Here is a 10097-nt window from a genome sequence, read left to right as displayed (position 1 = left end):
GCGTGCGAATGAATCCCTGCACGCCACTAGCAATCACGCCTGGCTCTGACCCATTGCCCGGGGGGCAATTGCCAGAACGGTGAGGAATCTAGAGCTCGATTGTTGAGATTTGGTTAATCGAGCGATAAGGAAGAGTGCTTTTCCGGTTAACTGCCGAAAATGCGCGCGCAAATACCTCAAGAGTTTGTGCAAACAAAATCGCAAATAGCCCACAACCTCCTCCCAAATGGGAGCTGAGATTTTCGCAGTCGTGGGGCCTTGCAGTGCAGAATTGCCGCGAAAAACGGCGATTTACTGCGCGGGCTGGGCGTAGATGGCCTGCAGGAATCGGTTGTCGTAGGGGTTCGCGCGATCGCCGCCCCAGTTGCCGATGATTTCCGCTTGGCGGCCGATGTGCTGGGCCTGATAGGGGCGAAAATAGTACGCCCCGCCGTATGGCGCTTGATAGGCGTGATGCGGATACATCTCGCGGGCTGCAGTCCATTGCTCCTGACGGGCGGCCTGCCGCCATTGCCGGGCAGGAATTTGCGCATCGGCTTCGCAGCAGGTTTGCGTCGGTTGAACCACGGTCTGTGGCAAGGTCGCTGGCGGTGCAACTGGCTGCTGGGCAGTCACCAGCGCCACTGGTTTCACCGGATAGTGCGTTGGATTGCCCGCCGCTAGCGAATCCCGCTCGGCAAGAGCTCGCAGCCGATCGAAGGCTTCGACTTTAGGAATCTCGCGTTCGCGAAATGGCGATTTCGCTGGTGCTTCCGCAATCCACCGACTGCTGGTTGTGTCTTGCGCGAACAGCGAACCAGCGAGCAATCCACCGAACAGCGGCAGCCAGCAGCAATGGCAAATTCGGTGGTTCATGATTGCAAGTTCCCACAACAGACTCAGAGCAGGTTCGCGCCTCTTCGAAAGTATCGACTGCGCAAATCGCAACCAATTGTGAAAAATTGATGTTCTTGGCAGCAGAGCTCGCCGCAGCCCTTGCCAGTCTTGCTACTGCCAGCAATGCTGCCTCGGCCGCTATCCCACGACTGCACCATGCCCGATCTTCCCTGGCTATTCTTGCTTCGCTTTATCGTCTGCATCCTGGCGGGTTGCATTGCGGTGAGCACCGATTTGCGTGACCGCAAGATTCCCAATTGGCTCACACTGCCCTTGCTCCTCGCCGGCGTGGTCTTCCGCGGCAGCACTGAGTTTTTTCCGGGCTTGCTCGACGCCTTGTCCGGCTTCGGCGTCGGCTTCGGTATTTTTCTGCTCCTCTGGCTCTGCCGCAGCAGCGCCGGCGGCGATGTGAAATTCATGGCCGCGGTCGGCGTGTGGCTGGGGCCGTATCACACCTTCGTAGTGATCGTCGCCTCGGCGGTATTGATGCTCGTGTGCATGACCTGCTTGCTGATCGGTCGCTTATTCATAACCGCGACGGCCACCACCGTCGGCAGCGAAGGGAAGACAAACCTGCTGTCACATACCGTTCCGTATGCTCTGCCGGCGACACTCGCCATCGTGCTGCGGCTTGCGCACCTGCTTCTCATCGGCCGATCTTCTTAGCAACTGTTCACGCCGTCGAAAATTATTCGACACCATATCAGTCACGAATCCGTGCGGTGGAATATATAACAGGTTATAAAATTTTACGCGATTATGGCAACGTCTTGGCAGTCAACGCCTTGCGAAAAAATTACGCGGTGAAATCAGTCCAGGCCTATAACCTCTTTATAACCATCGCCGTTTGTTCGCGTGCGAATCGATTGCTTCCACAACCAGGCTCCTTTCGACATAGATCGGCTGCTCTCAGCGCGCACCGGTAGCGCAGAGACGACCTTCGTTTTCAAACAACATCAACCTAATTGAGAAAGAACACTCGCCAATTAAACGCGAATGTGATGACAACTTCGGTCAACGCTTTGCAACAAAGGTAGCCATTCACGCCAGCGACGCTGTCGCGGCGAGCGACGGGAGGGCGAGGCTCCCGCCGAGCCGCCGAGGTGGAATTGCGAAGGCCGTTGGCGACTGCTTTCGACCGGCGCGGCTCGGCAGGAGCCTCGCCCTCCCGAAATCAGCGCCAGCGCGAACGGCTAACAACAAAGGCGACCATGTCACCCCTCGCTCACGCGTCGGGCTACCTTTTCGTTGCTGCGCAACGAATCACATGCCGAGCGCAGCGAGGTAAAGGTAGCCCGACGCGTAAGCGAGGGAAGAAGCGGGTACAGCCGTTCCCGCGCGAATGGTTGCCACAAAAGCTCTTACTTCCTGAGCACTCCAGACCTGAGTTGTCATTGATCCTCTTAGAATGAAGTGCTCGATTGACGTTGATAAATTAGTGCAAAAATACCGCCGACCTATGCGGCAACTGTTCGCTAATGGCGACGTTTCTTCCGCTTGCGCAAAACAGGGTCCGTGTGAATCAATCCGAGCCTGACCTGTGCCATTACCGAGGATTTCGATGGTTTTGCGCCCGCATGGTGGGGGTTATTTCACCATGCACGCCGATTTTCGAACCTCGCTGCGGCGGTGATAAGGGCGAGATGGCCGGCTTCGTTTGTGAAGATTACTCGCGGATTAAGTTAAGAGCATTCTAGTAATCCTTGACATCAAATTACCTCGTTTCACAATGGCCGTTCCTCTCGCGTTGCTCGCTGTTTTTCTGATTGGAATTGCCCCTTGAGGCAGATCTCACCAGGCACGTTGCTGCTCCTCTTCTTTGCCGGCGTGATCGGCTTGGGAGCTGCGTACTTCGTGCGCAAAAGCTTGCAAAAACCCGCGCCGCCGCCGATCGTCGCCAAGCCGAAAGAGCCGGTGTATCTGGTGATCATGGCTTCGGTCGACTTGCCGCCGGGGCGAGTGATTCACTCCGGCGACTTCATGAACGTTCGCTATTCGCAAGCACAGTACGTGGCCCGCAAGTGGCCCGCCGTAATGCTGGCCGATGGCAAACAGATCGTCGGGCGAACGTTGAAGAAGCAACTCAAAAAGGGTGATCCCTTCGAGCCCGATTCGTTCTACCCTGAGGGAACGGGCCCTGATATTTCCGAGCTCATCGAGCCCGGTTTGCGAGCGGTGACGGTGAATGTGCTCGGCGACAGTTCGTTCCCCGCGCAGGCCATGCCCGGCTCGGTGGTCGATGTAATTTTTCGCGCCAAGGCGAATCCGGAACAGCGCATTCCCGAAGTCACGCGCACGCTAATGGAGCGGGTGAAGATCCTCGCCATCGGCAACAACGCCACGCCCGGCATTCAGGGCGGCATCGATCCTAAGAGCGAAGCGCAAGCCGTGACGCTCGCTGTTTCGCCGCACCAAGCCACGATTCTGAAAGTCGCCGAAGGGCATGGCGACTTGACCCTCGCCCTTCGCGGCAGCAGCGATGCCGAAGTCGACGCGCTCAATCCTGATCTAACATTGTCGCAACTTCTGCGAATTCCGCCCGAGCCGCCGCCTCCCGCGCCTCCTCCTCCGCCGTTTGTCGCCGAAGTCTATCGTCACGGTCAGCGGCAAACATTGACGTTCAAACCGACCGGTGGCGTGCAAGCCGATCAAGGAAACCCGCCAGCGGTTGTTCCACCGCCTGTCGTTCCGCAACTGCCGCCCGCAAATGCCCCGCCGGCTGATCCTGCCCCACCTGCTCCGCGCAACAATGCGAATCCGCCGCGAATGAATCGTGTCAGCTAGTGACCTATGAACGCTTCAGCACAAGCTACCACGCGCGAGCGTCTCGCCCGCGTGCAACAACTGCACGGGCAACTAGTGCAGTCGCTCGAATGGCGCGGCCTTGATGAATCGAATCCGGAGCAACTGCGAGCCGAGCTCCGCACTCCGGCCGAAGCCCTTTGCCGTCGCCGGTATCCACAACTATCGGCCGAAGAACAAGAGACAACTGTCGCCGCAGTGGTAGCAGAAATTGTCGGCTTGGGGCCACTCGAGCCGCTGCTGCACGACGCCGAGATCAGCGACATTCTGGTGAATCATCCGCGCGAAGTTTTCGTGGAACGATTGGGCGTGCTTAGTCGCACCGAGATCGAATTCGCCGACGAACGGCACCTGCTGCGGATCATTCAACGCGTTGCGAGTCGCGTCGGTCGCCGCATTGATGAATCGAGTCCGATGGTCGATGCGCGATTGCCTGATGGTTCGCGCGTGCATGCCGTTGTTCCGCCGCTTGCCCTGCGCGGTCCGACGCTTTCCATTCGCCGCTTCGGAGCGCAGCCCCTTACGATTCAGAACCTCGTGCAGAAGAACTCGCTCTTGCCGCCGATGGTGAACTTTCTCGCGGCTGCCATTGAAGCGCGGATCAGCTTTCTCATTTCAGGCGGCACGGGCAGCGGCAAAACGACGTTGCTCAATGCACTCTCGGCATACATTCCCGCCGGCGAACGACTGGTGACCATCGAAGACGCGGCTGAGTTGCAGTTGAAGCACGAGCACGTTGTGGCGCTCGAAGCCCGACCGAACTCTGCCGAGGGACTCGGCGCCGTGACAATTCGCGACCTGGTTCGCAACAGCTTGCGGATGCGGCCCGATCGCATTCTCGTCGGTGAAGTGCGCGGCGTGGAAGCGATGGATATGCTGCAAGCGATGAACACAGGCCACGAAGGTTCGCTGACGACGATCCATGCCAACGATGTGGGCGATGCCCTTTCGCGGCTCGAAATCATGCTCGGCATGACGGGCTTCAATTTTTCAGTGCCGGTCATGCGTCAGTATGTTGCCGCGGGAATCAAGCTCATCGTGCAGCTGTCTCGTCTTAAAGGCGGCGTGCGGCGGGTGACTAGAATCGCGGAAATCACCGGCCTGAAAGAGGGCGAGTATCAGCTCGCAGAGATCTTCGGTTTCAAGCAAACGGGCACTGATGCACAAGGCGTTGCCCAGGGCGAATTCTACGCGACCGGCTATGTGCCTCGGTGCATCGAACGCATTCGCGCGGCGGGCGTTGATTTGAGCGATGCCGACTTTGCGCCGCAGCGCTGGAGCACTGAGTCCGCGCGCCATGCGGCGCGAGCCGAGCAGGTGAGTGTATGAGCCACGATGCTGCAGCCCGCCCGCATATCGTCGGCGAAGCAATCCAGCCGCCGACCGGCGCAGACTGGCAGGCGCGTCTTGATCGCTGGCTTTTCTTTCAAGTACGCGAATCGGGACTTCCGCTTTCTGCACCGGCCGCGATGATTGCGATCGTCGGCAGTAGTTTGCTGGCTGGTGGCTTGTGCTTTGTCATTTACGAGAATGAACTCGTTGCCGCCGTAGTCGCGGCTGTGGTTGCAATTGTCGTCACGCTGGGCGGCTTCATCCTGGCGAGCATTCGCCGTCAGCAAACGCTCGGCATTCTGCCGCGGTGGATCGAGATGCTTGCTCGTTCGCTGTCGGTCGGACAGGGCCTGGCTCATGCGTTGCGGTCGAGCCTGCCAAAGCTGAGTGGTTCGTTTGCGGCCGATGTTCGCCGAAGTGCGGATCTGCTCGACTTGGGATTGCCCGTGGACGAGGCACTTCGCGATCTCGGCGCGCGTCATCAGTCGCTCGAATTGCAGATGACGCTCAGCGCGCTCGCCATGCATAGTCAAACGGGCGGTGATCTGGTCGCAGCGCTGCGACGTCTCGCTTTGGTCGCGCAGCAGCGACTCGATTATCGGCGACAATCGCAGGCGGCTAGTTCGACCGCGAGGTTTGCCGCCATTTGCCTGGCCATCGCGCCGCCGGCGATCTTTGCCTATTACTGGTACACCGGGCAGTTCGTCGACAGGCTGCTGAACGACCCCACCGGCCAGTTCGCGCTCGGCTTGGCCGTGGTCTTGGAACTGATCGGCATTGTCTGGCTCAGCTACCTCTCGCAGACGGAGGTTTGAGCGATGGACACTTCCAGCGAAACCATCGCTGCCGGCTTGATCGGTCTTTCGCTCGCCGCGATGTTCCTCGCGATTGCCTGGATGTTTCGCGCGCGGCCGAACGCGGCCGACGAAGCTCATGAAGAACCAGGTCCGGGCATCTTCGGCAGCGCTACTTGGCTCTTAGCGCGGGTCTTGCCCGATCTGCTCCCCTACAAAGCTCGGCGCGATTTGCAGCGCTGCGGCTACTTGCATCCGCAGGCGTACGACAGCTTTCTCGCTCTCCGTAACGCGCTGGTGATCGGCGTGATCTTGTCGGTTGGCGCTTGGCTGGTTGTCGTTGCGGAAGATGACTCGCTCGCGCTGCGAGTTCTGCTCGTCGGTGGTATCGCACTGTTGCTCGCCTATTCATTGCCGCGTGTCTATTTGAATTGGCGTGGTGATCAGGCCGCGGATCAAACCGTGTTGGGGTTGCCCGATGCTCTCGAGATGATCGTGATGGGACTGAGCGGCGGCTTGTCGATTCACCCCGCGCTCGCGCGGGCCTGTGATGAGCTCACGACGACTTATCCCGTGCTGGCCACACAACTGCGAATCGTACGGCGACAAGCAGCAGCGGCCACGCTCGAGCTCGCTTTCGAGCGCTGGGCCGAGCGAGTCGAACTCGACGAAGTCTCCGGCCTCGCCGCACTCATCAGTCAGGCCGAGCGGACTGGTGTGAGCATTGCAACCACGCTACGAAATTACGCCGACACGCTCCGCTTGCAGCGCATGCAACGTCTGCAATCTCGTTCGAATCGTGTTGCGATTCAGATGCTGTTTCCAACGGTGCTTTGTCTCGCGCCAGCAACTTACATCGTGCTGCTAGCACCGCCGCTGCTCGATTTGCAGCGGTTTCGCGAGGAAGAAAATCGCGCCGGCGGACTGCTGGAACGAAAGGCGAAGATCGACAGCGTCAGCGATTTACCGGCTGGGCGCTAGGCGGCAGTGAATGTGAAGTTTGGATGAATCTTGTGCGCGCAGCTGGGCAAGGCTGACGCAAAAACGCCAATTTCCCGCGGAAAAATGCATATTCCGTAATGATGCAACCCGCGACTGTTGCCGAATCGCATTGCCAGTCCGCAGCGAAAGTGATATTTCACCGGCCGTCTGTTTTCGGAGCGGAGCCCGGACTATGTCAACACGAATTCATCCAGCACACCTGCCGAGCCGTTTGATTGCCAACTCGTTGAGTCTGGCTGTCGCACTGTTTGCTGGATCGGCTTTGGCCCAACCTCCTCGCGCTCAGCCGCTGCCAATTCCGGCGCGACCCGAGACGCTGGAGCGGCAGCGGAACCTCATTGGCGAAGTGCTCGAAACGGAACTCTCGCTCGATGTTGAGCCAGGCCATTCCAAACTGATCCGCACACGACTGCCAGTTGCTCGCAGCTCGATCGTCAATCAAACGATTGCCGACGTGCTGCAACTCAACCCGAACGAAATCGAAATCATCGGCGTCAAGGAAGGAACCACCGACCTGACTTTCTGGTTCACCGATGCCGATCGTCCCGGCGGCGTGCAGATTCTGCGTTACCGAGTGAAAGTTGGCCGCGACACAACCATCGATCGCCGTCGCCTGCTCGAGTATCGCGAGTTGGAGACGATGATCAACGAAATGTTTCCGAACAGTAGCATCGAGTTGGTAGCTGTCGCCGACAAACTGATCGTTCGCGGCCAGGCCCGCGATGCCGAAGAAGCGTCGAACATTATGAACCTGTTGCGGAAGAACGCCGCGACCCTCAGCCAGATCGGCGCGAGTGCGAATCTCGCGGTCCAACAAGGTCAGGCCGCCGATCCGCATCCGGGGAGCGATCCTCTGCCGGCAACGAACATCATCAGCTTGTTGCGGGTGCCTGGCGAACAGCAAGTGCTGCTGAAGGTTCGCGTCGCCGAGCTCAGCCGATCGGCGCTGCGTGAATTGGGTCTCGATTTTCAAGTTGCCAGTCAGAACTTTTTGTTCTCCAGCACGCTGGGCAATGCGGGGAACTTATTCGCATTGCTCGACAATGGCGAGATCGAGTTGCTGCTGCGTGCTCTCTCGACCAACTCCTATTCCAAAGTGCTCGCTGAACCGAACCTCGTCACACTCAGTGGTCGCACCGCGAGTTTTATCGCCGGCGGTCAATTCGCCGTGCCCACGATCGTGGGTGTGAATGGCGCTCAAGGAACATCGACGTCGTTTCAAGGCTTCGGCACGCAGTTGCGATTCACGCCGACCGTGCTCGATAAAGATCGGATTCGCCTGCAAGTCGCGCCGACGTTTAGTTCGCTCAACAACGACAACGCGGTGAACGGCATTCCGGGGCTTAACACGCGGTCGGTCTTCACTACGGTCGACATGCGCGAGGGACAATGGCTAGCCATCGCGGGTTTGGTTCTCGATCAGCAAAACGGCAGCCGGCAGCGCGTGCCTTTCCTCGGCGATCTACCCGGCGGTCACGTGATCTTTGGCAAGAACCAGGTGAAGCGAGATGAAACCGAATTGCTGATTCTCGTCAGCCCGCAGTTGGTTCATCCGCTCGATGCCGATTGCCCACCGCCGCTATTGCCCGGCATGGAAGTGAAAGAGCCGACCACTGCTGCGTTCTATCTGCGCGGTTTGACCGAAGGTCGCCCCGATGAAGATCACCGTAGTACAGTCTTGCCCGCGCAGCGAACCGCTGTTCGTGTCGGCGCGAAGCAAGCCCAACAGCAATCGCGGACTGCGTCGCAAAAATACTTTCTCGCCAGTCCTCATGGATTATCGGAGTAACCCATGAACATTCGAAAAACCTGGCTAAATCGCGCCTGCTTGAGCGGCCTTTGTTTTGTGGCCGTTGCAGGCTGCAGCAACAATGAGTGGGCGCTCGCGCCCCACTCTACTCAGCGCGTGCCTGGCCTGGGACAGATCTCCGACTCGATCTGGAAGGACCAAGAGGTCAATGCCGAGGCGGCGAAGTTTGTGATCTATGTGCACGAATTTCAAAAGGGCTCGGCGAAGCTCAACCTCGGGGGCGAAGATCACGTCAAGCAGATCGCGGCGCGCATGCAAGAAGGCGTGCCGTTTCCGGTGGTGATCGAGCGGTCGATGAGTTCGCCGATTGCCAGCGAGTATCAGTATCCGGTTCATCCCAGCCCTGCACTCGACAACCAACGTCGCGCCGTGGTCGTGGCCGCTCTACGTCTGATGGGCGCTCAGGACGCTGAAGAGCGCGTGGTCGTCGCGCCGGCGTTCAGCGAATCGGCCACTTCGCAAGAAGCGGAAGCCGCCTACTTGCGCGGCCTGCAAAACGGCCGAACCAATGGCAACTTTGGCGGCGGGTTCGGTGGCTTTGGCGGTGGAGGAACTTTTTAAGATGCTCCGCTCCTGCACTACGATTCTGTTGATTCTGGCGATTGCTTCCGGCTGCGCGACGGTTCGGCCCGGCGAAGTCACTGACTTGCTGCGGGATGAAACCACCCCGAAAAAACCGCTCGAAAGCAAGCTCGCCATGGCGCGCCTGTGCGAGCGCCGCGGCGAAAACGATCAGGCTCGCGCCATCTACGAAAAGATCTTGCAAGACTCGCCCAAAAACGCCGAGGCGCTCCATCGCCTGGCCGTTGTTTGCGTTCGTGACAATCACCGCGAGGAAGCCAGAAAATACTTTGATGAAGCGGCCCGACTCACAAACTCGCCAGAGCTCAGCAACGACCGCGGCTATCTATTGCTACTCGAAGGAGACTACGCCGCGGCAGAAAAAGATTTTCGCCAGGCAACGGAGCTGAGACCCAGCTTCGCCGCTGCCTGGACAAACCTGGGCCTCGCGATCGGTTATCAAGACCGTTATGACGAAGCCTTCGCCATCTTTTTGCGAGCGACGAACTCGCCGGCCGAAGCTCACTGCAATCTGGGCTTTGTGTTTGCTCAGCAAATGAAACTTGCCGAAGCACAAAAGCACTACCGGCAGGCACTCGTCGAGAATCCGAATTTGAAGATTGCGGCCGAAGCGCTGCTGCAAGTTGCAGCTGGCATGCCTGGTGAAGAGCCACGGACGCTGCTGCGAACCGTCGGCACGCCGCAAGCGGTGAAGAGTGACAATCTGTCGGGAGAGGCTGCGGCTAGCTTCCACGCGATTTCGGCAACGCCAGCACCGGTTGCGATGCCTGATTCAGCGAACAATTCTGCCTCCAAGTAGCCCAGGACCGCGTGACGGCTGGGCTTGTGTTCACGCAATCGTGATCCCTTCTTCGTAGAGAACTTGCCGTTTCTTAACCATGCGTCCCTATGTTCGTGGC

At 58.9% G+C, this 10097-nt stretch carries 9 protein-coding genes; 8 read left to right on the top strand and 1 reads right to left on the bottom strand.

Annotated elements, in window-relative coordinates:
- Positions 1 to 291: 291 nt before the first annotated feature.
- Positions 292 to 855 (bottom strand): hypothetical protein, encoded by a 564-nt coding sequence (locus M9Q49_RS28550; RefSeq protein ID WP_254512712.1) that lies wholly within the window; start codon positions 853 to 855, stop codon positions 292 to 294.
- A 177-nt stretch (positions 856 to 1032) separates the two neighbouring features.
- Here M9Q49_RS28550 and M9Q49_RS28545 point away from each other — a divergent pair, with 177 nt between their 5' ends.
- The 8 genes from M9Q49_RS28545 to M9Q49_RS28510 all read left to right on the top strand — a co-directional run bounded on the left by M9Q49_RS28545 (position 1033) and on the right by M9Q49_RS28510 (position 9997).
- Complete coding sequence (locus M9Q49_RS28545) at positions 1033 to 1542, top strand: A24 family peptidase (RefSeq protein WP_254512711.1); 510 nt, start codon at positions 1033 to 1035, stop codon at positions 1540 to 1542.
- A 1113-nt stretch (positions 1543 to 2655) separates the two neighbouring features.
- Positions 2656 to 3660, top strand: coding sequence for a Flp pilus assembly protein CpaB (gene cpaB, locus M9Q49_RS28540; protein ID WP_254512710.1), 1005 nt, complete (start codon positions 2656 to 2658; stop codon positions 3658 to 3660).
- A gap of 6 nt (positions 3661 to 3666) precedes the next feature.
- The gene (locus tag M9Q49_RS28535; protein ID WP_254512709.1) at positions 3667 to 5007 is read left to right on the top strand and encodes a CpaF family protein; all 1341 of its coding nucleotides are present in this window, start codon (positions 3667 to 3669) and stop codon (positions 5005 to 5007) included.
- Positions 5004 to 5825 (top strand): type II secretion system F family protein, encoded by an 822-nt coding sequence (locus tag M9Q49_RS28530; protein ID WP_254512708.1) that lies wholly within the window; start codon positions 5004 to 5006, stop codon positions 5823 to 5825. The genes M9Q49_RS28535 and M9Q49_RS28530 overlap by 4 nt, the downstream gene beginning before the upstream one ends.
- Positions 5826 to 5828: 3 nt before the next feature.
- A complete protein-coding gene (locus M9Q49_RS28525; RefSeq protein WP_254512707.1) occupies positions 5829 to 6785 on the top strand; it encodes a type II secretion system F family protein in 957 nt (318 codons plus the stop codon).
- Between the two features lie 193 nt (positions 6786 to 6978).
- Positions 6979 to 8595 (top strand): type II and III secretion system protein family protein, encoded by a 1617-nt coding sequence (locus M9Q49_RS28520; protein WP_254512706.1) that lies wholly within the window; start codon positions 6979 to 6981, stop codon positions 8593 to 8595.
- 3 nt (positions 8596 to 8598) lie between these two features.
- Positions 8599 to 9177, top strand: coding sequence for a hypothetical protein (locus M9Q49_RS28515; RefSeq protein WP_254512705.1), 579 nt, complete (start codon positions 8599 to 8601; stop codon positions 9175 to 9177).
- A 1-nt stretch (position 9178) separates the two neighbouring features.
- Positions 9179 to 9997: a tetratricopeptide repeat protein gene (locus M9Q49_RS28510; protein WP_254512704.1), complete on the top strand. Its 819-nt coding sequence runs from the start codon at positions 9179 to 9181 to the stop codon at positions 9995 to 9997.
- Positions 9998 to 10097 lie beyond the last annotated feature (100 nt).

The organism is Anatilimnocola floriformis (genome assembly GCF_024256385.1).
Taxonomy (GTDB): Bacteria; Planctomycetota; Planctomycetia; order Pirellulales; family Pirellulaceae; genus Anatilimnocola; species Anatilimnocola floriformis.
This window is presented reverse-complemented; position numbering and strand designations above follow the sequence as displayed.